A 22,658-nucleotide genomic window follows, 5' to 3' on the forward strand; every position below is an offset into this window, starting at 1 on the left:
CCGCGAACGAAGTCATGCTCCAGAGGCGGATATCCTCGGGCTCGGCGACGCGGCCGTCATCCTTGTCGCGGCCGATCACCTGCGGCTGCAGCCACAGCGGACCGCCCTGGCGCTCTGCATGCCAGAAGGGTTTTCCACGCGCGGCGGCGCGGTTGATGTCGACGCCGTACCAGTTCTTCCAGGCTTCCGAACCCTTGCGCGCCTGGATCCAGGTAAAGCCGTAGATCTCGACCTTGGAGGCCGCAAGCCAGTCGTCGCAGCCGTTCGCTGCCATGTTGGGGATCGCGCCTGATATGCCGTGGGCGGCGATCGTGTTTTTCGGATCGACGGCGCGGATGGTGTCGATGCGCCATTGCATCTGGTCGTAGAAATTGTCGCGCTTGAACTGCAGCCAGTCTATGCATTCCGGATAGGGCGCCATGTGGACCGGCGGTTCGACATCCTCCCATTCCGCATAGCTGTAGCGATGCCAGGCCTTGGCGAGCACTTTCAGCGTGCCGTATTTTTGCTCCAGCCACTTCCTGAAAGCCGATTTGGCGTAGCTGCTGTAATCGACATCGGCGGAATAGTTGCACTCGTTCCAGACGTCGTAGCCGTAGATTGCCGGATGGTCCTTGTAGTGGGTGGCGAGCGCGGTCAGGAACCTGCCGGCCGCTTCCTTTACTTCGGGGCAATTGAGCGTCAGCGCGCCGGCGCCGCCGCCATTGTTGGAAAAGCCGCCGGTCGCCGCCGAGACGCCCATATAGGAGCCGAGCCTGGTGCCGTCGGCATTGACCTGCAGCGCATCGGCATATTTGCGCACCGCCCAGTCGGGCACGGCGTGGATCAGTTCGGCGATGACCGTCTTGATGCCATTCTGGGCCGCGAGGTCCATCTGCCGGTCGTATTCCTCCCAGTCGTAGACGCCGGGCGCGGTTTCGATCGCACTCCACATGAACCAGTGGCGGAAGATGTTGAGGCCGTCTTCTCCCGCCGTTGTGTAATCGCGCTCCCAGTCTTCGCGGGGCGGATTGGACTTGCGGAAATAGACGGCGCCGTAGGGGAATTGGATATCGTTTCTGAGCATGGTCCTGTCCTTCTTGATCGATGTTCGGACATGGCTCCGCCTTCCGGAGAAAGGCTCCGGTATGGAAGTGGCGTCGATGGTGTCCGGTTAGGTCGGAAACGCGTTGATCTTAGCGTGGCCCTCCGCCGAGATGGGGTTTCATCCACCCAAGGCCTTCGCTGGTGCCGGCCTTCGGCCGGTATTCGCAGCCGACCCAGCCGTCGTAACCGAGGCGGTCGAGTTCGCGGAATATGAAATCGTAGTTGATCTCGCCGGTGCCTGGCTCGTTGCGGCCGGGATTGTCAGCGATCTGCACGTGGGCGATCCTCTCCTTCAGGCGGGTGAAGGTCGGGATGAGATCGCCCTGCATGACCTGCATGTGGTAGAAATCGTACTGGATGTAGAGATTGTCGGAGCCGACCTTGTCGAGGATGCGTTCGGCATGATCCGTCGTCGACAGGAAGAATCCGGGAATGTCGCGCAGGTTGATCGGCTCGATCAGCAGCCTGACGCCGGCATCGGCGCAACGCGGCGCGGCATATCTCAGGTTGCCGACCAGCACCTCTTCCAGAACATCGACATCCGCACCCTTCGCCACGAGGCCGGAGATAACGTTGACCTGGCAGCAATCGAGCGCCTTGGCATAATCAAGCGCCAGGGCCACGCCGTCGCGGAATTCCTGGATGCGGTCCGGCAGGCAGGCAATGCCGCGCTCGCCGCCGGCCCAGTCTCCCGAAGGCACGTTGAAGAGCGCCTGGACGAGGCCGCCCGCCTTCAATGCATCGACGACCTTTTCCTTCGGCTCGGCATAGGGGCCGAGATATTCGAGCCCGCCGAAACCGTCCTTCGCGGCGGCCGCGAAGCGATCGAGGAAGGGCAGGTCCTGGTAGAGGAAGGAGAGATTGGCGGAGAATTTCGGCACTGGCGCTGTCCTTTAGAGAACGGGTGCGACGAAGCGGTGCCGGTGCAGCATGCGCTTGTCGCGGGGGTCGGGATTGGGAACGGCGGAAATCAGGCTCTTGGTATAGGCCTCCTGTGGCGCCGTGCAGATCTGCTCGGCCTCGCCGAGTTCGACGATCTTGCCGCGATGCATGACGGCGACACGATCGCAGAAATAGCGCACCACCGAAATGTCGTGCGAGATGAAGATGAAGCTGAGGTTCAGCCGTTGGCGGATATCGAGCAGCAGGTCAAGGATCTGGCTGCGGATCGACACGTCGAGCGCCGACGTCGCCTCATCGGCGATGATGATGCGCGGATCGAGCGCCAGCGCCCGGGCAATGCCGATGCGCTGCCGCTGGCCGCCGGAAAAGGCGTGCGGATAACGTTCCATGCCCATCGGATCGAGCCCGACGAGGCGCATCAGTTCGGCGACGCGTTCCTCGAGCGCCTTGCCCTTGGCGAGACCGTTGATGATCAGCGGGTCGCCGATCACTTCCTTGACCGTCATGCGCGGGTTGAGCGAGGCGAACGGATCCTGGAAGACGAGGCGGACCTCCCGATGGAAGCCGCGCAACTCCTTCTTGGTCAGGCTGGTGACCTCGACCTCGCTGCCATCCTTGTTGCGGTAGACGACGGTGCCGGTGGTGGGCTCGACGGTGCGCAGGATCAGCCGGCCGAGCGTCGTTTTGCCCGAGCCGCTTTCGCCGACGATGCCGAGGTTTTCACCGGGATAGAGATCGAAATTGGCGTCGTCGACGGCGCGCAGAGAACTGGTTTTGCCGTGCCAGCCGAACGTCTTGCCGAGATTGCGCACCGAAAGGATCGGCCGCAGCGGCTGCGACGACAGGGCCACCGCCGGCACCCTGCTTTCGACATGCCGGGTGAGCTTCACCGTCGAGGCGAGAAGCTGGCGGGTATAGGGATGCTGTGCGTCATGGTAGATCGCGTCGACCGGCCCACGCTCGACGATATGACCGAAGCGCATGACCGCGACGTCGTCCGCCACTTCGGCGACGATGCCCATGTCGTGGGTGATCAGCAGCATCGCCATGCCGCGTTCCACCTGCAGCCGCTTGATCAGATCGAGGATTTCGGCCTGGGTCGTGACGTCCAGCGCCGTCGTCGGTTCGTCGGCGATCAGGATGTCTGGATTGCCGGCGAGCGCCATGGCGATCATCGCCCGCTGCCGCATGCCGCCGGAAAATTCGAACGTGTAGCGGTCCGCCATCTGTTCCGGATTGGGGATTTCCACCTGGCGCAGCAGTTCGACCGTTTTCGCCCGCGCGGCGCGTTTGTCGAGATCGCTGTGCAGGCGGACGGCTTCGGTGATCTGCGAGCCGATCGTGTGGACCGGAGACAGCGAACTCATCGGTTCCTGGAAGATCAGGCCGATCCTGCGGCCGCGGATGGCGCGCATGGCTTGGCCATCCGGATCGAGCCTGGCGATGTCGGTGACTGCGCCGGCGTTGCGCAAAAGGATGCGCCCGCCGACGATGCTGCCGGGCCGGTCGACGATCTGCAGCAGCGAACGGGCGGTGACGCTCTTGCCCGAGCCGCTTTCGCCGACGAGGCAGAGCGTCTGGCCGCGCTTCAGTTCGAAACTGACATTCTCGACGGCATGCAGGATATGGGTCCGCAACCGGAAATCGATCGAGAGGTTTTCGACGGAGAGGACGACGTTTTCGGCCGGATCGGTCATGGTTTCCTCCTCAATTGTCATAGGGGTCGGCGGCATCGCGAAGGCCGTCGCCGAAGAAATTGAAGGACAGCACGGCGACGATCACCGCAAGCGAAGGCCAGATCAGCAGCCATGGCGCCGTCGCCACCGTGCGGATGTTCTGGGCGTCCTGCAAAAGCACGCCCCAGCTGACGACCGGCGGTTTCAGGCCGATGCCGAGGAAGGAAAGCGAAGTTTCGGCAACGATCATGGTCGGCACGGCAAGCGTCACGACGGCCAAGATATGGCTGGTCAGCGACGGCAGGATATGGCGGAAGATCAGCCGCTTTTCACTCGAACCGTCGAGCATGGCAGCGGTGACGAAATCCTCGCTGCGAAGGGCGAGGAAACGGCCGCGCACCTCGCGCGCGAGACTGGTCCAGCCGAGCAGCGATACGATGATGGTGATGACGAAATAGACGTTGACCGGCGACCATGTGAGTGGGATCGCCGCAGCAAGCCCGAGCCAGAGCGGGATGGTCGGCATGGCGCTGACGACCTCGATCATGCGCTGGATCACCGTATCGACCCAACCGCCGTAAAAGCCCGATATCGACCCGAGCACGACGCCCAGCACAAGCGACATGACGACGCCGACGAGACCGATCGACATGGAAATCCGGGTGCCGTAGACCAGCCGCGAGAAGACGTCGCGCCCGAGGCGGTCGGCGCCGAGCAGATACATCGGATCGTTCGGATTGATCGGGCCGATCAGGTGGCGGTCCATCGGGATCAGCCCCCAGAGTTCGTAGCGCGGCCCTTTGACGAACAGGCCGACCGGCACGACTTTGGTGTCGTCGACGACGAAGGTTCGGCGCAGCGCCACCTTCTCGATCTCGACCTTGTAGCCCTTCACATGGAAATTGAACTCCGTACCGCCGTCCGGCTTGGTGATAAAGAAGCTCAGACCCTGCGGCGGCGCATAGGTATATTGCGGCCGAGAGGTCGAGGGCAGGCTGGGCGCCAGGAATTCGGCAAACAGGCCGATCAGATAAAGCATCAGGATGACGATGCCGGCAAACATCGCCACCTTCTGGCGGATCAGCTTGCCGGCGATCAGCTTCCAGGGGCCGACGGTTGCGGTCGAAACGGTCTTGCCGGCTTTGAGCGGACTGATCGAAGGGCCGTCGGCGACGGTGTGGACGGGGCCGGAATAGGTTCCGAATGTCTCGTGCGTGCTCATGCCACCTCCCTCAATTGAACCGGATGCGCGGATCGAGCAGCGCCAGCAGCAGATCCGATAGCAGCATGCCGACAAGGGTGAGGGCACTCAAAAGCAGGATGAAACTGCCGGCGAGATACATGTCCTGCGACACCAGAGCCCGGAACAGCAGCGGGCCGGCGGTCGGCAGGTTGAGCACGATGGCGGTGATCGTCACGCCGGAGACCAGATGCGGCAGCACCCAGCCGATCGCCGAGACGAACGGATTGAGGGCGATGCGCACCGGATATTTGAGGATGACCTTGTATTCCGGCAGGCCCTTGGCGCGGGCGGTGATCACATAGGGCTTGTGAAGCTCGTCGGTCAGGTTGGCGCGCAGGACGCGGATCAGCGCCGCCGTCCCTGAGGCGCCGATGATGATGATCGGGATCCACAGATGGGCGAGGAAATCGCCGACCTTGGCAAGGCTCCAGGGGGCCTCGGCAAATTCAGGAGAGTTGAGGCCGCCGACGCTCTGGCCGAGATAGCGGTAGGCGAAATACATCAGCACCAGCGCCAGGATGAAGTTCGGCACCGCAAGCCCGATGAAGCCGAAGAAGGTGAAGACGTGGTCGCTGATCGAGTGGCGGCGAACGGCGGAATAGATGCCGATCGGCAGTGCGACGATCCAGACGAACAGCAGGCTCAGAAGCGAGATGACCAGCGTCGAACCCATCCGGCCCCAGATCAGGCCGGAGACGGGCTGGTTCCACTCGAACGAATAACCGAAGTCGCCGCGGCTGACGATGCCCCAGATCCATTTGAGATACTGGATGTAGAAGGGGTCGTCGAAGCCGTAGATTTCCTTCAGCCGCTCGATCTGGGCCGGATCGACCGCCTGGCCGCTGTCGCTCATCGTGGCGATCATCGACGTCAGGTAGTCACCCGGCGGCAGCTGGATGATCAGGAACGATATCAGCGACATGCCGAACAGGGTCGGGATCATGTAGAGCACGCGCTTGAAGATGTAGCCAAGCATCGGAATAGTTCTCCTCCCGTTGAAGGCACCGCGCAGGCGCCACCTTCGGATCTCCATCCGCTACCGGCCCTTTGAGGCCGGCAACGCTCCTCCATTTTAGGCTCCCACCCTATTTCCAGGTGAGATGCAGTACCTCCAGCCGCTCTATTCCCGGCACGTCCACCTCCGCGCGTCCATCCTTCACGCTGAAGCTTGCCGCCCGGTCTGCAACGACGAGCCAGGCTTTCGCCACCGACTTGCCTTCTGGAACTTCCACCGAAACGGTCTGGGCCGCCAGGGGGTAATTTTCGCGTATCGGCCCTTTCATCATCATCGGATTGGTAAGGTTGAAGAGGCTGAGCGCGATCCCCTCGGCGTTTTCCCTTAGCGCGAGGTCAATGACGCCCGGGCCTTTGACGGTGACGCGCGGGGTGTTGCCGAGCGCCCAGTGGACGGCGTTGGACAGAAGCCGGGCGTGATCGACGGCAAACACTTCCCAGAAGATTTCGCCGATATTCCAGGGAATATAGACCGTGCGGCCACCCCTGCCGGTTTCGCAGGCGACGACGGCCGCCCCTTCCGGGTCTTTACGCGGATAGACTTCCTCCATCGGCAGATCCGGGAAGTCGGGCACGTACAGGAAAGGTGTTTCAGCGCCCGCCGCAGGCTCGACATGGATCAGCCTTGTGCCGCCCATGATCCGCTCGGCGCCGTCAAAGCCCTTGTTGACCGGGTGGTCGCCGGACAGTGCCACATAGGTGTTCTTGACGATGCCGCGCGGGCCGGAGACGAATTTCGCCCCAAGCACGTCCGACAGGCCGAATTCGGGCCGGGTCTTGCCGAATTCGTCGCGAAGCGAGGTCTCGTAGGAGGCAACGATGCTGCCGCCGCGCGCTACATAGGCGCGGATCGCCTCGTTCTGCGCATCCGAGAGGCAGGAGGCATTGGCAAGGATGATCACCTTGAAGCGGTCGAGATTATCCCTGATGAGCACCTGATCGGACAGCAGCTCGAAGGGCAGGCGTGCCTCGACCAGCGCATGGTAGACGCCAAGGTCGTGTTTCTCTGCCGCGTGACGTTCTTCCGGCGCCCAGTGGCGCAAGGTCGTCGACGGGTCGATCACAGCGATTTCCGCGGTCGGCGTCATGCTTTCGAGGACCGGCTCAACGGCCGACTGCAGCACGAAGGCCTCGGCGACCGGCTCCACCCAGCGCTTGTCGGGCACCACGCCGTTGAATTTCGTGAACCAGGCGAAAAGCCCATGGGCCGTGCCGTTGTTGATCCACAGCTGCATTTCCTCGCCGGAGGTCACCGCATCCTTCCAGCGGTATTCCTCCTCCGGACCGATCGAGGTGATCAGCACCACGGGGCGATCGGCGAAGGTGGCGCGGATGCGCTTGCCGTTGCGCCCCGCCGACCAGCCGAGCTCCAGTCCCTTGCGGCCCTGGTGGTCGACGACGAGGAAGGGGCAATGTTTGGTGATGACGGAGAGGTCGAACTCCATCAGCGACGCGCCGCTCATGTTGGGGATGAAGCTCGCATGCGGTCGGATGGCTTTGACCGCGTCGTCCCACTGGGCGATCATATCGGTCAGCACGCGGCGGCGCCATTGCAGCCAGGCCTGCCAGGCCGGGTCTTCGGCATCCGCCTTCTTGGGCAGGGTGTAGCCGGACATGTCCTTGAAACGGCGGGCGCTGTCTTCGCTATAGTCGACGCCGTGGCCCTGCCAGCGATTGGCGAAGATCGCGTCGATATCGTATTCGCGGACGATCTCCTTCACCACCTCCGGCATGAACACCGAGCTGTAGTCGCCATAGGCGTTGGCGACCCAGACATCCGGATAGGCCCAGTGACGGCGCGGCGCGCCGTCGGCATTGATCATCACCCATTCCGGATGGGCCTTGGCCGCATCGTCATGAATGGCATGCGGGTCGACGCGGGCCATGACATGCATGTCGAGCTTGCGGGCCGCATCGACGAGCGCGCCGAAGATGTCCTTGTCGCCCAGATATTGGCTGACGTAGTGATACGGAACCTTGCTTGGATAGTAGGCGATGTAACCGCCGGCGCTGAGGCAGACTGCGTTGGATTTCGTGCGCTTGAAGACGTCGATCCAGAAGGCGGGGTCGTATTTGTCCGGATCGTCCTCGACGAAGGTCAACTGGGTCCAGCGCGTCGCGGTCCTGAACCAGTCCGGGGTCCGCAAGGTATCGGTGTTCTGTCGTCTCGCCTCAAGCATGATAGCGTCCAATCATCGGAAAAGGGGTGCCCTCGGCGCCGGCCGGGTGAGACCGGCGCCCGGAAAACATCGGAATGTGCGAGGCCGTCAGACCTTGTAGAACTGCTCCGGCATGGTCGGGGCAGGGGTCGGCCAGCCGAACGAATTCGGCATGGTCTTGGTGATGTTCTTCATGTTGTTCTTGACGATGCCGTAGCCGTCCGGCGGCTGCGAAATGCCGAACACGTAGAAGGTTTCCGCGGCTCCCTGCAGGAGCTGTTTCATGATCTCGCGCTGGCCTGCCTGGTCCGAGGTCGCCTTCAGCTTGTCATAGAGTGCAAGCTGCTTCTTGGTGTCTTCCGGCGGTTCCTCGGCATTGGCGTTCTTGGGATCGAGATACCAGAGCTGCCAGGCCGGGGCATACATCGCATTGCTGTCGGTCGGCACGTAGTAGCGCGGATCGAGCATCGCCGCGACGCCGCCATTGGCGCCGAACTGGTGTGCGGTGGCGTCGAAGTCGCGGCCCTGGCGAACGCGGGTTTCCCAGAGGGAACGGTCCATGGTGCGCATCTGCGCATCGATGCCGACCGCCTGGAACATCGGGATGACCAGCTGGAAGAGATCGAGGAAGATCGGCCGCGCCTGGTCGATCTCGAAGATGATCGTCAGTCGCCGGCCCCTTTCGTCGAGACGGAAATTCTGGCTGTCGCGCTTCGGGATCAGTTCGTCGAGCATGGCATTCGCCTTGTCGACGCTGTACTCGGTGAACTGCTTGGCAAGCTCTTCGTTATAAAGCGGATCGCCTTCCTTGATCGATGGCTGGGCGGGCGCGCCCTGGCCAACAAGCACTGCGTCGATCAGGGTCTGGCGGTCGAGCGCCGTCGACAGGGCCGCGCGGAACTTCTTGTTGCGGAAGAGCTTTCGCTTCGTCTCGTCATTGTGGTTCAGGTTGAAGATGAAGTTCATCACGTTGGCCTCCGTCGAGGTCAGCGTGTAGAAGTCATAGCCGCCCTGCTTGCGCGCGTCGTAGAGAACCGACTTGTTGTTGGGGGTGGCGATATACTGGTCCATCAGGTCGATTTCGCCCTGCATGCATTTCAACAGCAGTACCTGCGGATCGGCGACCATCTGGTAGACGATGCGGTCCATATAGGGGAGCTGATTGCCCTCGGTATCGACCTTCCAATAGTAGGGATTGCGCTCGGCCACCACTCGTTCGGTGTTTTCGCCCGGCGCGATCGTGAACATCCAGGCGTTGAGGCAGGGCTTCTTCGAGGAATTGAGGAAGAAGGCGTTGTCGTCCTGGAAGCCGGAGGCCGATTGGAATGCGGCGATCCAGCTCTGGAAACCGCGCTGTTTGGCCAGCTCATCCGCCTTCGGATTGTAGTCGATATGGAACTGTTCGAGATAGTGCTTGGGGCAGCGGGTGGTGTGGTCCAGGTTGGACCATGCGACCTGCAACGGGAACATACCGTTAGGTTTTTCGAAGATGACCTTGAAGGTCTGCTCGTCGACTACTTCCAGCTTGGCGGGCTTGCCAGCGGTTTTCCAGTGGCCCTGGCTGGTGACGGCGACGCGCTTGTCGGTGAGCACCGTGTCATACCAGAACTTGACGTCGGCCGTGGTGTAGGGATGCCCGTCCGACCATTTCATGCCCTTGCGCAGCCGGATGGTGTAGACGGTCGAGTCCGCGTTGCCTTCGAAGGCTTCCGCGACATTCAGCGTCACGCCGGACCAGTCCGGCGTATAACGCAGCAGCGGTTCATAGGCCTGGTAGCGGAACAGCATGGAGAGCGAACCGCCGCCGACCAGCGCCAGCTTCCAGTCGCCTCCGTATTTCCCGACGCTTTCGACCGGCTTGATGACAAGTGGGTTGGCGGGCAGCCGGTCCTTGATAGGGGGCAGGGCGCCGCTGGCGACCTTGTCCTTCAAAAGGCTTGCTTCCTTGTAGTCGACGGCTAAGGCCGGCAGAGCCGGCAAAATCAAAACGGCCGAAGTCCCGGCCAGAAACGCGCGACGTTTCAGCTTGATCATGGGTGTCTCCTCCACACAGTCCCCGCCGTCACCTATTATTTCCCTTGGGCGTGGATAACGAAAAGTTTGCATTCGAATACTGTTAGGTAAAGTGTTATGTAGCGTTGTTTGGCAAAATTGCGTTTTGCAGTGCAGCAGTGTAGCCACACGGTAGCTGCAGGGGGATGGGCAATGAAGAGCAGGGGGCGGGTTACCTTACAGACCATCGCGCGCGAGGTCGGCCTTTCGAAATATGCGGTATCCAGATCGTTATCGGGCAAGAGCGGCGTCAGCGAGGAAACCCGCGAGCGGATCCGCGAAACAGCCCTGCGTCTCGGCTATAGCAAGCCCGCCAGCCAGACCACGCCGGGCGATATCGCGGTGGTGTTTCACGATCTCGATCCGGTCAATAGCGAGCTGCACATGCAGATCCAGAACGGCGTCCAGGCAGAGGCGCACAGGCTCGGCATGGCTCTCAGGATGCTGTGGACCCATAGCCAGGGGCAGCTTGAAGAACTGGCCCGAACCTGCGCCGGGCTGCTGCTGGTCGGACCTCACGACCGCGAGGCGATCCGCGCCGCCATGGCGACCGGCACTCCGATCATCCGGTTCGGCTGGGTCGATCCGCTGGAGGATGCCGATCAGGTCTCCGGCACCGACCACGAGGCAGGACAGGCGGTGATCCAATACCTGGTAGACCTCGGTCACCGTTCCATCGCCTATGTCCATGGCACACCCGGCTATCGCGGCCGCCGCGAGCGCTTTTATGGCGCCCGCGAAATCGCCGAACGTCACCCGGATGTCACGTTGCATGTCCTGCAGTTCGAGGAGGAGAATGGTTTTGCCGAAACCTATCGCGCACTGAAGGAAGAAGGCGCGCGACCGACCGCCTTCTTCTGCGCCCATGACGGCCTGGCGCTTACCGTCGTTTCCGAGCTCCTGGGCCAGGGCTATCGCATTCCCGATGATGTCTCGGTGGTCGGTTTTGGCGATTTTTCGCCGGCAAAACAGATCTCGCCGGCGCTGACGACGGTGCGCATGGAAGGCCAGGAATGCGGAGCTGTCGGCCTGCGGCTGCTGCTCGAGCGGATCGAGAACCCCCGCCAGCCGGGAACCCCCGCCCGCAGGGTCCAGGTCGCGTCGAGGATCATCGAGCGCCGCTCCACCGGGCCATGCAGGGACCCGGCGCATCCACGCGATCGTGCGGCGCCTCGGCAGGAGCCACGCATCGTGTCCGTCTGACGGAGCAGATCGGCGCTCCGCTGGCGGATCGATTTCGAGGGCCTATTTGAGGCTCTTCATATCCACCATGTCCATGTCGGTGAAGGACTGGTTGTCACCGGCCATGCTCCAGATGAAGGCGTAGGCGCCGGTGCCGGCACCGCAATGGATCGACCAGGGCGGCGAGAGCACGGCCTGTTCGTTGCGGATGATCAGATGGTTTGTCGCCGCCGGTCGGCCCATCAGGTGAACGACGAAGGCATTTTCCGGGATTTCGAAATAAAGATAGGCCTCCATCCGCCTGTCATGCAGATGCGCCGGCATGGTGTTCCAGACGCTGCCAGTCTCCAGCCGGGTCAGCCCCATCAGCAACTGGCAGGTCGGCAGCACCTTCGGATGCAGGTACTGGTAGAGCTTGCGCTTGTTCGATGTGGCGCTATCGCCGAGATTGTTCTCGATCGCTTCTGCGCTGCTGATGACTCGCGAGGGTAAGGCGGCGTGCGCCGGCGCGCTGTTGATATAGAATTTCGCGGGCGCAGCCGGGTTGTCGCTCTCGAACAAGATTTCCTTCGTTCCCATGCCGAGATAGAGCCCGTCCATCGGCTGGAGTGCGTAAGCCCTGCCATCGGCGATGACGCGACCCGATCCGCCGATATTGATGAGGCCAAGCTCGCGGCGTTCCAAGACGTAATCCGCGCCGACAAGTTTCGCCAGCTCGCTGCCGATGCCGACGCTTGTCTGTGTCGGCGTGACGCCTGCCACCAGCATGCGGTCGTAGTGGGTATAGACAGCCTGCAATGTCCCCGCGACGAAGAGATCCTCGATCACGAAATTTTCGCGCAGCTCCGCACTCGTCATGCGCTCCGACTGGCTGTAGTGAACGGCATGGCGCGTCCGGACATCGATCGTCATGGTCTGTTTTCTCCTGTTTTTTGGCGCGTACGCTGCTATCGCTTGAGGGCAGCGGTGAGCTCGACCCGGCCCTCCGGCTGCGCAGACTGTGACATCATCGATTGCGTGTCCAGCAGCGTTTCCGCATAGGCCATCATCATCGGTCCGACACCCTTGATGTCGTCGGCGCGGATTTCCTCGGAGAGGTAATAACCGACGGTGCCGTCGCGATAGCGGCCGTTGAAGCCTCCGAGACCCGCAACGCAACAGATGTTATGGAGCCGGAGCCGTCCATCCGCATCCCGCCGCAGTTCCTGTGCGACGAGCGATTGCAGGCTCGCCCGACCGGCCTCGGAAACACCGGCCGGGCCGCCGAGCCGCGCGAGCTTCTGGAGGAAATAGGAGAACATCGCGGTCGCCGAGCTTTCCGGGTAGTTCTGCGCTTCGTCCGGCCGGTCGATCACCTGCAGCCAGCGGTGATCCGCAGTACGAAGAGCGATGATCCGGGACGCCAGTGCCGCGGCGCGGTCGGTCAACTCCCGCCGCGCAGCGCCGACGGACAGGTTTTCGATGATGTCGACGAAGGCCATCGCCAGCCAGCCGATCGATCTTGCCCAATGGGCCGGGGAAAGGCCGCTTTCGGCGTCCGCCCAAGCCTGTTGCCGGGCCTCGTCGTAACCATGGCGATAAAGATCCGCCTGCCGGTCATGGGTGAGGTCGAGCGCGGTGGTGAACTGCCGAAGCGCCTCCTCGACCATCTGGGGATCGGAAGCCGCGCGGGCATATTCGACCTTGAAGGGCAGCGCCATGTAAAGCCCGTCCAGCCAGATCTGATGCGGGTAACGCAGCTTGTGCCAATAGACGTTGCTGCCGGTGCGCGGATGCGTTTCGAGCTGCCGCGCCAGTGGGGCGGCGGCGTCGAGCCAACGGGGTTCTCCCGTCAGCCGATGGAGAAAGACAAGGGCCCGGCCGGGCAGGATGTTGTCGATGTTGAACTCGTCGATCTCGTAGCCGACAAGCCGGCCCTGCGCATCGATCTGGCCGCTCACCAGCCGGATGAGATGATCCAGCCATGGGCGCTCGCCGGTCGCCTCGTAAAGCGCGATCAGGCCGCGATAGAGGCAGCCGTCCTCGTAACACCAGGCGCCGCCTTTGTAATATTGGTAATCGCGGGCGTAAGTCTCGAAATAGTCCTGAAGCATCGGATTTCAGTCTTGAGCTGGATGAATGGAAACCGGAGAAAGTCGCGCAAGGCGGCTGAAAACGGCGTTTTCCGCAATGATCCCGGCATGCCGGAGCGGCAGGAGGAGAGAGGCCATTTCCGGCACTTCGGCCTCGGCATCTGGCGCGAAGGAGACGGAGTAGTTTTCGAAGGCAATGTCCCGGATTGCCGCCTCCGGCAGTCCGTAGAAGACGGCGGCGGCCGTTCGCGCGCCTGAAACGGTGACGTTTTTCACGGTGATCGAGCTGATGCTCGGTGTTTCCGTGGAGACCGGCAGCGGCGACCGGGACTGGACGTAATCGGACCGGCCGTCGGTATCGCAGAAATAGAAGGAATTGACGGCGACCGGGGTCGCCACGTCCTCCATCAGGCTGTCGGTCAGCCGGATGTCGGCGACCGTGCCGCCGCGTCCCCTGCGCGTCTTGATGCGCAGCCCGCGGTCGGTGCCCCTGAAGTGACAGTTGCGGATGGCGATGTCGCTGATGCCGGCGCTCATCTCGCTGCCGATGACGACCGCACCGTGGCCGCGTTCCATCAGGCAGTTCTCGATCCGCACATGCTCGGTCGGGCGGTCCGGTCCGCCGAACGGGCTGCGTTTGCCGGCCTTCAGTGCGATGCAGTCGTCGCCGACCGAAATGTGCAGGCCGACAAGATGGATATCGGAGCTGCTTTCGGGGTTGAACCCGTCGGTATTCGGAGAATCCGGATCGTTCTTGATCGTCAGGTCCGCCGCGACAAGCCCCTTGCAGAGGACCGGATGGACCGTCCAGGACGGCGAGTTGCGGATGGTGAGGCCGGAAAGCGTGACGTTTTCGCAGGCCGAAAGGAAGACGGTACGGGGGCGTCTGGCGCCCTGGCGGGTCTCCTTCGGCCATGACCACCAGTCGCCACGATCACCGCCGCCATCAATGACGCCGGTGCCGGTAAGATGCAGGTTCCGGCAATCGATCGCGTTGATCAGGCTGGCGTAACAGGGCTCTGCCACGCCTTCCCATGTGCCGAGAATGCGGCCATCCGCATGACGCGCCGGCAGGATCGGAAAGTCTTGCCTGCTGGCGATTGCCGCGAGCTCCGCGCCGTCCTCGACGAGCAGGGTCATGTCGCTCTTGAGGAAGATCGGACCGCTCAGCCAGCGCCCGGCCGGTATTCTCAGCGTGCCGCCGGGAGCGAGCACCGCGATGGCCCGCTGGATCGCCAACGTGTTGTCTCGTGCTTCAGTCGAGGCGCCGAAATCGCGGATGTCGATCAGGGCCGTTTCCTGCCGTGTGGTAAATTCGAGCCGGGCTTCGCCTGTATACAGGTGATAGGCAGCGCCCGGCTCAAGGGAGGCGACGGTGAAGACGACCTTCGACGTCGTCCCCTCGGCGACCAACGCGCCGTCGATCTCCCGAACCTGCCAGGCAAGCGCTTCCTCGCGCGTGTGGAGATGCCTTTCGGCATCGACGCGGAAGGTCGCGCTGCGGGGGCCGGTGATCAGGAGTTCGATGGCGACGTCCGTCACGTCCTCAGATCCCCGTCAGCGCCTGGTTGATGCCAGCGATGATCTCGGTCGCGGCATCCTTGGAGGATTGCTGGCCATAGGCGAAGGCTTCGAAATTGGTGTCGAAGACTTCAGTGACGCGCGGATGCTCGTTGAGCGGCGAGACGCCGGGGCTGGTCGGCTCCATCACCCGCTTGTAGGCTTCGATCTGCACCGGCTTGATCTTGCCTTCCTTGGTCAGCGTATCGAGCGCTATCTTGCTGGAGGGAATGCCGCGCGTGGCGCCCATGATCTTGACCGCTGCCGGATCGTTGAGCAGGCAATTGAGCACCTGGGCCGCGCCCTTCGGGTCCTTGCTGTTCCTGGAGATCGAAAACAGCATGGAGGGCTTGCGATAGACGCCGTCGGTCTTGGCGCCCTCGATCGTCAACAGCTTCACGGGCACCAGTTCCTGGCCCTTTTCCATCGGCGTGGCGATCTTGCCGTAGGTGCTGTCCCACTGGTAGGTGCCGGCGATCTGACCCTTGGCCCATTTCTGGTTTTCATGCAGCGGGGTGTTGCCGCCGGCAGCAACCGTCTTCCAGCTCTCGATGACGCCCTTGTCGACCAGGGTCTTGTAGAATTCCAATCCTTCGACGAGTTCGGCTTCGCTCCAGGCGACCTTGTTGGTGGCCGGGTCGATCAGGTCCTTGCCGGTCTTCTGGGTGGTGCGCAGGATCACCATCAGGCGGGCATCGAGGGCGGCACCTTCGAAGGGATAAAACTCCTTGCCGAGCTTTTCCTTCATCTTCGGCGCGGCGGCGATCAGCTCCTCCCAGGTTTTCGGAATCGGGATGCCGGCCTTGTCATAGGTGGTCTTGTTGAACATGAAGACCCGGCCGGTGGTGGAGACGGAAATGCCGTTCAACTTGCCCTTGACGGTGCCGCTGTCGAGGTCCGGCTTCGACCACTGGCTGAGGTCGATGATGTCCTTGTACTGGTTCAAATCGGCAAAGCCGTCGCCGTTCTTGGTGAACAGCGGCAGCCAGGGCCAGTTCACCTGCATGATGTCGGCCTCGGTGCGACCGGCGAGCTGGGTGGCGATCTTTTCCTGATGGCCTTGGAAGCCGGTGAATTCAGGCGCGATCGTGTGGCCGAACTTGGCACCGCAGAGTTTCAGGGCCTCCTGGGTTGCGATATGGCGGTCGTCGCTGCCCCACCAGGACATGCGCAGATCCGAAGCGAATGCGGTCGAAAGGCTGGTGGCGGCAAACAAAGCCGCCGTCATGATCATGGTTCTCATTTTGGCTCCTCCCAAGTTGGAACGATGCAGTTTTCAAATCGCCAGGCTGATATTTTCCCCGGACTGGCGGTCGAACAGATGGACGCCCTTCGGGTCGGCGGAGAGCCAGACCCAGTCGTCGCGAAGTGCTGCGCGGTCGTAGGACGCGGACGGCACGACGGCGATCAGGCGTTTCGGGCCGATGTCGACATAGAGGTAGACTTCGTGGCCCATGAACTCGATATGGGTAAGCTTGCCCCTGATGGTGCCGGGCGTTTCAGCTACGGCGATGCGCAGATGCTGCGGACGGATGCCAAGCGTGACGTGCTCGCTGCGTCCGGAAATCCGCTTGGTGAACTCGTCGCCGAGCGTGATCACCTGGTCTGCCGCCCGCACGCTGTTGTCGCCCTCGAACGTGCCGTCGAGGAAATTCATCTCCGGGCTGCCGATGAAGCCGGCGACGAAGGTGTTGGCCGGGCGGCTGTAGAGCGTCACCGGGTCGGCGACCTGCATGATGTGGCCGTCCTTCATGACGCAGATGCGGTCGCCCATGGTCATGGCTTCTGTCTGGTCGTGGGTGACGTAGATGACCGTCGCCTGCTGGTTTTCCGCCTTCAGCCGCTTGTGCAGGTCGGTGATGCGAACGCGCATCGAGGCGCGCAGCTTGGCATCGAGATTGGAGAGCGGTTCGTCGAACAGGAAGACCTGCGGTTTCTTGATCAGCGCCCGGCCGACCGCGACGCGCTGCGCCTGGCCGCCGGACAGCTGTTTTGGCAGCCGGTCAAGCAAGGGGTCGATCTCCAGCAGGCCGGCGACATGGTTCGTCGCCTGCTCGATCTCGGCACTGGGACGGCGCTTCAGCCGCATGCTGAAGGAGAGGTTCTTGCGCACCTTCATATGCGGATAGAGCGCGTAGTTCTGGAAGACCATGGATATGCCGCGGTCGCCCGGCGTCTTGTCATTGACCAGTTCGCCGCCGATGCGGATCTCGCCGCCGGTGACCCGTTCCAGCCCTGCGATCATTCTGAGCGTGGTGGACTTGGCGCAGCCGGAGGGGCCGACCAGCACCATGAACTCGCCGTCTTCGACATCGAGATTGATGCCATGCACCGCGCGGAAGGTACCATAGTCTTTTTCGAGGTTTCTCAGCTGAAGACGCGCCATGTGACTATCCTTTGATCCCGCCGGAGGAGATGCCGTCGATGAAATATTTCTGGGCGAGGAAGAAGACCGCGAGCGCCGGCGCCAGCGACAGCACCGACATCGCCAGAACCCGGTTCCATTCGAAGGCTTCGGTCGTGTCGATCGACAGTTTCAGCGCCAGCGAGATCGGGTATTTTTCGACCGAAGAGATGTAGATCAGCGGCCCGAGGAAGTCGTTCATCGTCCACATGAACTGGAACAGGCATACCGAGATCAGCGCCGGCATCAGCAAAGGCACGACGATGAAGACCAGCGTCTGGATGGTATTGGCTCCGTCGACGCGAGCAGCCTCTTCCATGTCGCGCGGGATGGCGCGCAGGAACTGCACCAGCATGAAGACGAAGAAGGCATCGCCCGCCAGTGCCGAAGGCACCCAGAGCGGCAGGTAGCTGTCGAGCCAGCCGAGATCGCGGAAGATCAGGTATTGCGGAATGCGGGTGACCACGTTCGGCAAAAGCAGCGTCGCGATCAGCGCGGAAAACAGCACTTTCTTGAACGGAAAATCGAAACGGGCAAAGCCGTAGGCGACCGCCGTGCAGGAAATCGCCGTACCGATCACCTTCGGGATGACGATCCACAGTGTGTTGATGAAGAACGTGCCGAAGGAATAGGGCGTCGAGGTCTTCCAGCCCCTGATATAACCGTCGAGCGTCGGGTGTTCCGGCCAGAAGCCGGGGTTGGAGAAGATCTCCGAATTGGTCTTGAACGAGGCGCCGATCAGCCAGATCAGCGGATAGAGCATAAGCAACCCGACCACGGTCAGCAGTGCGTAACGCAGCACGGCATTGAAGCGGTGGCGGCGCGTTTCGCGGCTGCGGACGACGTCGATGTCGCGGGCTGCTGGAGAATTGGAGAGGATGTGATCGGTCATGGTCAGCTCCTCTTGTCGCCGGCGTAATAGACCCAGTGGCGCGAAGACCAGAAGGCGATGAGGGTGAGGGCCATGATGATCAGGAACAGGACCCAGGCGATCGCCGAGGCATACCCCATGTCGAAGCGCTTGAAGGCCTCGTCATAGATATAGATCGGCAGGAGATAGGTGGATTTCAGCGGGCCGCCTTGGGTGATGATGTAGGGACCGTTGAACTCCTGGAAGGCCTGGACCATCTGCATGATCAGGTTGAAGAAGATGACGGGCGTGATCAGCGGCAGGGTGATGTAGACGAAGCTCGTCCATTTGCCGGCGCCGTCGATCGAGGCCGCCTCGTAGAGCGTCTTGTCGATGCTCTGGAGGGCGGCGAGGAAGATCACCATGGCCGAGCCGAACTGCCAGAGGCGCAACAGCGTGATGGTGAACAGCGCATTGGTCGGGTCGCCGAACCAGTTGACCGGCTCGAAACCGATGAGCTGCAGGCCCATGTTGACGAGGCCGACATCGGCGAAGATGTAGCGCCACAGGACGGCGATGGCGATCGAGCCGCCGAGGATCGACGGCACGTAATAGGCCGTCCGGAATACGTTGATGAACTTCAGCTTGTAATTGAGGATCACCGCCATGAACAGCGCGAAGACGAGCTTCAGCGGCACCGTGGTGAACACGTAAACCAGCGTCACCCAGAGGGATTTGCGGAACGTCCGGTCGTTGGTGAACAGCCTTATATAATTCTGCAGGCCGGTGAAGACCGGCTCGTTCATCAGGTTGTAGTTGGTGAAGCTCAGATAAAGCGATGCTAGGAAGGGGAGCGCCGTGAACACCAGCAGTCCGATGATGAAGGGCGACAGGTAGAACAGCCCCAGAAACTTGTTGTCGCCGCTCATGCCGGCTGCCCCAGTCCGGCCGGCGCTTCCGGCAGGCGCAGCATCCGGCCGGCATGCGCGGTGACGGTTCCGTCACAGGCGACGTCGCCCGTGGATTTCGTCGCGCAGTTGAGCGAACCGCCGCCGATAGAGGCGACGTTGAACGAAGAGACACTTGCTATATTGTGCATCGCGACCTCTGGCTCTTCTATCTGCGGACACGCCGGTCCATCAGGCTTCCGCAATTGAAGCGCCATTTCCTCCCATTAATGTCTCAGACGTGTTGAGTTCTCAGCTCCCGGGCTGATATTCTCACTTTGCCAGTCAGATCAAATCGACGAATTCGGGGAAAAGGATGGAGAAAATCGAAGGTAGCATTCTGTCTGCCATTCCGATGAACGCGATGGCGTTGACGCTGACGCGTTCAACCATAAGGATGCAGCATTCGCATACCTGGGGCGTCGACAAATCGAACAGCGTGCACGACCTGATCATCTGCCTGACGGGTTCGGCGCGTTACGAGGTCGAAGGCGAGACGATCGACATGGCGCCGGGCAGGGCGATGCTGCTGCCTGCGGATACCTGGTTTTCCGGCCATTCGACCTCGATGGAGGCCTATACCGGCATCGCCCAGCATTTTACCCTTGACCTCTTCGGGCGGCTCGACCTTATCGCTCAGATGAACCTGAAACATGCCGTCACGCTCGCCCGGTGGGAGATGATGGAGCCGCTGACGCGTTATTACCACGACAACGCGCCACCCTATTCGACGACGCTCCTCCAGCACCATCTTTTCATGTTCCTGTTGATCGAATTCATCGAGCAGGCCCATATCGGCTGGAAGGAGCAGTCGGTCGGCAATGTCAACAATCCGGATGCGCTGTCGTTTTCGGTGATGGTGGCCGCCAGCCAGATCGCCGCCGATCCGTTGGGCGAGGAGATCGTCGAAAGGACGATCAACTCGGCGCCCTATAATCCGGACTATTTCAAGCGGGAATTCAGGAAGCGGGTCGGCTGGACGCCCGACAAGTTCCAGGAATTCAAGCGGATGGAGCGGGCGATGGGCCTGATGGCCGGCGGCTGCACGGTGAAGCGCGCCGCCGAGCTTTCCGGCTATACGGACGCCTATTATTTCTCCCGCATGTTCAAGCGCTATATCGGCATCAGCCCACAGGGCTATCAGCAGTCCGAAAAGCGCAGCCGCGAGGGTGCATTTCCCCGAGGTGAGGAGGATGGCCAGTTGATCTATCCGCTGACGCGCTGACGAGGCTTGGCTCAGTCAAACGTAAATCACTCATCTCCGACTTTGGGGCCCAGTTCTATCAGGAGAACGTCAAGTCCTCCTGAGATAACGAGGTCGCTGGCCGCGTCGGCCTCATGGGCCAGGCAATCAAGCGGCCCGAGGTCAGCTTTCTCCGACCCGAACGCGATCGTGTGTTTTCCTGTCGCAAGAACGAACCGCAAGGAGGCGGATGGCGGCAGCGAGACGGGTGTCGGCTGCCGGATGACGCGGTGGGAAAACCGGCCGCGCCGTGTCATCACGTTGAGGTCGGTTACGATGCCGTTCGCAAGCCTTGCCGAAGCCGGTTTGTCGGCCGGAAATGGGAAAGGCTCGGAATCGAGATCGAAGATCAGGGGCTCGCCGCCATCGATCGTCAGCTCCATGCCGGCGCCGGAGAGGATCGACAGGGTTCGGTCCATGTCCGGAAAGACCGAGAACGGTCCGTCGGAGGCGACGATCGCCATGCTGATGCGCCAGTCGAAATCCCCGATCGATGCGCCGGCCGGAAAGACGGCGATCTCCACCGTCTCGCCGCCTCCGTTCTTCCACGGCATTCGCTTGTGATCGGAGGCGCGCAGGATTTTCATGGGTTAGTTGCCGAGGATGCCGGGCAGGCGCAGTCCGTTTTCCTTGGCGCAATCCACGGCGATCTCGTAGCCCGCATCCGCATGGCGCATGACGCCGGTGGCGGGGTCGTTCCACAGCACCCGTTCGATCCGGCGGTCGGCGTCCTCGCTGCCGTCGCAGCAGATGACCATGCCGGAATGCTGCGAATAACCCATGCCGACGCCGCCGCCGTGATGCAGAGACACCCAGGTGGCACCGGACGCTGTGTTCAAAAGCGCATTCAGCAGGGGCCAGTCGGATACCGCATCCGAGCCGTCCTTCATCGCTTCCGTCTCGCGATTGGGAGAGGCGACCGACCCTGAGTCCAGGTGGTCGCGGCCGATCACGATCGGCGCTTTCAGCTCACCGTTGCGGACCATCTCGTTGAAGGCGAGGCCGAGCTTGTGGCGCACGCCGAGGCCCACCCAGCAGATGCGCGCCGGCAGGCCCTGGAAGGAAATCCGTTCGCGCGCCATGTCGAGCCAGTTGTGGAGATGCGCGTTGTCCGGCAGCAGTTCCTTCACCTTGGCGTCGGTGCGGTAGATGTCTTCCGGATCGCCGGAAAGGGCGGCCCAGCGGAACGGGCCGATGCCGCGGCAGAACAGCGGACGGATATAGGCCGGCACGAAGCCGGGGAAGGCGAAGGCGTTTTCCAGCCCCTCGTCCTTGGCGACCTGGCGGATATTGTTGCCGTAGTCGAGCGTCGGGATGCCGGCGTTCCAGAAGGCGATCATCGCCTCCACATGCTCGCGCATCGATGCGCGGGCGGCTTTTTCCACCGCCTTCGGATCGCTTTCGCGTTTGGCCTTCCATTCGGCGATCGTCCAGTCCTTCGGCAGGTAACCGTTGATCGGGTCATGGGCGGAGGTCTGGTCTGTCACCATGTCCGGACGGATGCCGCGACGGACCATCTCGGGGAGGATTTCCGCGGCATTGCCGAGCAGGCCGACGGACTTTGCCTCGCCGGCGGCCGTCCAGCGGGCGATCATCTCCATGGCTTCGTCGAGCGTTTCCGCCTTGGCATCGACATAGCGGGTGCGCAGCCGAAAATCGATGCTGTCCGGATTGCATTCGACGGCCAGGCAGCAGGCGCCGGCCATGACGGCGGCAAGCGGCTGGGCGCCGCCCATGCCGCCGAGGCCGCCGGTCAGGATCCATTTGCCTTTAAGATTGCCGCCATAATGCTGGCGTCCGGCTTCCACGAACGTTTCGTAGGTGCCCTGCACGATGCCCTGGGTGCCGATATAGATCCACGAACCGGCGGTCATCTGGCCATACATGGCCAGCCCCTTCTTATCGAGCTCGTTGAAATGGTCCCAGGTCGCCCAATGGGGCACGAGGTTCGAGTTGGCGATCAGCACGCGTGGGGCGTCCTTGTGGGTGCGGAACACACCGACCGGCTTGCCGGACTGCACCAGAAGCGTTTCTTCCTCCGTCAGCGTCTTCAGCGTCGCGACGATCCGGTCGAAATCGTCCCAGGTACGGGCAGCGCGTCCGATGCCGCCATAAACGACCAGTTCATTGGGGTTTTCCGCCACGTCCGGATCGAGATTGTTCATCAGCATGCGCAGGGGCGCTTCCGTCATCCAGCTTTTGGCGTTGAGCTGGTTGCCGCGCGGGGCGCGGATTTCGCGGATATTGTGGCGGGGATTGGTCATCGG

Annotated in this window: 19 protein-coding genes; 2 read left to right on the top strand and 17 right to left on the bottom strand. The window is 62.2% G+C overall.

Annotation, left to right across the window (positions count from 1 at the left end):
• From MOV61_RS03095 to MOV61_RS03125, 7 genes are all read right to left on the bottom strand, one after another.
• Positions 1–1,066 (bottom strand): beta-galactosidase (locus tag MOV61_RS03095; protein WP_247135494.1); only part of this gene is annotated, 1,066 nt, incomplete at its 3' end.
• Between the two features lie 109 nt (positions 1,067–1,175).
• Positions 1,176–1,967, bottom strand: a complete 792-nt coding sequence (otnI, locus tag MOV61_RS03100) for a 2-oxo-tetronate isomerase (protein WP_247135495.1) — start codon at positions 1,965–1,967, stop codon at positions 1,176–1,178.
• A gap of 12 nt (positions 1,968–1,979) precedes the next feature.
• Positions 1,980–3,686, bottom strand: coding sequence for an ABC transporter ATP-binding protein (locus tag MOV61_RS03105; RefSeq protein WP_247135496.1), 1,707 nt, complete (start codon positions 3,684–3,686; stop codon positions 1,980–1,982).
• Positions 3,687–3,696: 10 nt separating this feature from the next.
• Positions 3,697–4,887: an ABC transporter permease gene (locus MOV61_RS03110; RefSeq protein WP_247135498.1), complete on the bottom strand. Its 1,191-nt coding sequence runs from the start codon at positions 4,885–4,887 to the stop codon at positions 3,697–3,699.
• A 10-nt stretch (positions 4,888–4,897) separates the two neighbouring features.
• A complete protein-coding gene (locus tag MOV61_RS03115; RefSeq protein WP_040124307.1) occupies positions 4,898–5,884 on the bottom strand; it encodes an ABC transporter permease in 987 nt (328 codons plus the stop codon).
• A gap of 109 nt (positions 5,885–5,993) precedes the next feature.
• On the bottom strand, positions 5,994–8,102 hold the full coding sequence (locus MOV61_RS03120; protein ID WP_247135499.1) for an alpha-amylase family protein: 2,109 nt from the start codon (positions 8,100–8,102) through the stop codon (positions 5,994–5,996).
• 87 nt (positions 8,103–8,189) lie between these two features.
• Positions 8,190–10,115 (bottom strand): ABC transporter substrate-binding protein, encoded by a 1,926-nt coding sequence (locus MOV61_RS03125; protein WP_247135500.1) that lies wholly within the window; start codon positions 10,113–10,115, stop codon positions 8,190–8,192.
• A 171-nt stretch (positions 10,116–10,286) separates the two neighbouring features.
• Here MOV61_RS03125 and MOV61_RS03130 point away from each other — a divergent pair, with 171 nt between their 5' ends.
• On the top strand, positions 10,287–11,336 hold the full coding sequence (locus MOV61_RS03130; RefSeq protein WP_247135502.1) for a LacI family DNA-binding transcriptional regulator: 1,050 nt from the start codon (positions 10,287–10,289) through the stop codon (positions 11,334–11,336).
• Positions 11,337–11,378: 42 nt separating this feature from the next.
• On the opposite strand, the gene kduI is transcribed toward MOV61_RS03130, so the two are convergent.
• The 8 genes from kduI to MOV61_RS03170 are packed head-to-tail and all read right to left on the bottom strand — an operon-like array spanning position 11,379 to position 19,300.
• Complete coding sequence (gene kduI / locus MOV61_RS03135; protein WP_247135503.1) at positions 11,379–12,227, bottom strand: 5-dehydro-4-deoxy-D-glucuronate isomerase; 849 nt, start codon at positions 12,225–12,227, stop codon at positions 11,379–11,381.
• Between the two features lie 35 nt (positions 12,228–12,262).
• Positions 12,263–13,408, bottom strand: coding sequence for a glycoside hydrolase family 105 protein (locus MOV61_RS03140; protein WP_247135504.1), 1,146 nt, complete (start codon positions 13,406–13,408; stop codon positions 12,263–12,265).
• 6 nt (positions 13,409–13,414) lie between these two features.
• Positions 13,415–14,929, bottom strand: coding sequence for a glycoside hydrolase family 28 protein (locus MOV61_RS03145; RefSeq protein ID WP_247135505.1), 1,515 nt, complete (start codon positions 14,927–14,929; stop codon positions 13,415–13,417).
• A gap of 4 nt (positions 14,930–14,933) precedes the next feature.
• Entirely contained in the window at positions 14,934–16,190 is a 1,257-nt protein-coding gene (locus MOV61_RS03150; protein ID WP_247135506.1) for an ABC transporter substrate-binding protein, read from the bottom strand.
• A 33-nt stretch (positions 16,191–16,223) separates the two neighbouring features.
• Positions 16,224–17,333 carry an ABC transporter ATP-binding protein gene (locus MOV61_RS03155; RefSeq protein WP_247135508.1) on the bottom strand — a complete coding sequence of 370 codons (1,110 nt, stop codon included), beginning with the start codon at positions 17,331–17,333 and terminating at the stop codon, positions 16,224–16,226.
• A 4-nt stretch (positions 17,334–17,337) separates the two neighbouring features.
• Entirely contained in the window at positions 17,338–18,243 is a 906-nt protein-coding gene (locus tag MOV61_RS03160) for a carbohydrate ABC transporter permease (protein ID WP_247135509.1), read from the bottom strand.
• A 2-nt stretch (positions 18,244–18,245) separates the two neighbouring features.
• Complete coding sequence (locus MOV61_RS03165) at positions 18,246–19,130, bottom strand: carbohydrate ABC transporter permease (protein WP_040124324.1); 885 nt, start codon at positions 19,128–19,130, stop codon at positions 18,246–18,248.
• On the bottom strand, positions 19,127–19,300 hold the full coding sequence (locus MOV61_RS03170; RefSeq protein WP_247135510.1) for a hypothetical protein: 174 nt from the start codon (positions 19,298–19,300) through the stop codon (positions 19,127–19,129). The genes MOV61_RS03165 and MOV61_RS03170 overlap by 4 nt, the downstream gene beginning before the upstream one ends.
• A gap of 164 nt (positions 19,301–19,464) precedes the next feature.
• Here MOV61_RS03170 and MOV61_RS03175 point away from each other — a divergent pair, with 164 nt between their 5' ends.
• Complete coding sequence (locus MOV61_RS03175; RefSeq protein ID WP_247135511.1) at positions 19,465–20,373, top strand: helix-turn-helix domain-containing protein; 909 nt, start codon at positions 19,465–19,467, stop codon at positions 20,371–20,373.
• Between the two features lie 26 nt (positions 20,374–20,399).
• On the opposite strand, the gene MOV61_RS03180 is transcribed toward MOV61_RS03175, so the two are convergent.
• On the bottom strand, positions 20,400–20,978 hold the full coding sequence (locus MOV61_RS03180; protein ID WP_247135512.1) for a HutD family protein: 579 nt from the start codon (positions 20,976–20,978) through the stop codon (positions 20,400–20,402).
• Between the two features lie 3 nt (positions 20,979–20,981).
• Complete coding sequence (hutU, locus tag MOV61_RS03185) at positions 20,982–22,655, bottom strand: urocanate hydratase (RefSeq protein WP_247135513.1); 1,674 nt, start codon at positions 22,653–22,655, stop codon at positions 20,982–20,984.
• Positions 22,656–22,658 lie beyond the last annotated feature (3 nt).

This window comes from Neorhizobium sp. BETTINA12A (assembly GCF_023006485.1).
GTDB lineage: Bacteria > Pseudomonadota > Alphaproteobacteria > Rhizobiales > Rhizobiaceae > Neorhizobium.